General features: G+C 37.5%; 1 protein-coding gene. It reads right to left on the bottom strand.

Annotated features, from left to right (window positions below):
- A partial coding sequence (locus BG20_RS00755) for a TolB family protein (protein ID WP_010189652.1) occupies positions 1 to 595 on the bottom strand: 595 nt, incomplete at both ends.

The following is a 595-nucleotide window of genomic DNA, read 5'->3' as shown; positions in this document are numbered from 1 at the left end:
GGGTTTGGATGAATGACTACTGGAAGTTGTCTCATGTGAGGATTAAATTCATCATAAACGCCGTTAGTTAATCGAGTGTCACCTGTTCCGTCTACATTCATTATGTGAATATTGAAAGTTTGATAGCCAGGAACAGGATTCCAATTACCATCATCTACTGCAAATATGATTTTTGTTCCATCTGTTGAGAATACAGGTCCACGAGCATTACCGCTTAACAACTGAACTCGTCCTGAACCATCTGCATTCATGATAGATATTCCATTTTCAAAAGTATCCCAGTTAAAGTATTGAAATACAATTTTTGTTCCATCTGCAGACCAAGATGGAGAAGCCCAAATGTAAATATCGTTACTTAATCTAATTTTACCAGAACCATCAGGATTCATTGTGTAAATACCATTGTCAGTTCCAGTGTAACCTTGATGTGTATAAGCAATTTTTGTTCCGTCTGGAGACCAAGATGGAGAAGACTGATCATAAGCTTGGTCACTGCTCAAGTTAGCAAGATTTGTTCCGTCTGCATTTATGGAATAGATATCACCTGAACTTGAAAATACAATTTTTGTTCCATCAGGAGACCAGTTTGGAGATG

This window comes from Candidatus Nitrosarchaeum limnium BG20, assembly GCF_000241145.1.
Lineage (GTDB): Archaea > Thermoproteota > Nitrososphaeria > Nitrososphaerales > Nitrosopumilaceae > Nitrosarchaeum > Nitrosarchaeum limnae.
Note: the sequence above shows the minus strand (reverse complement) of the source record. Positions and strands in the feature narration are given on the sequence as shown.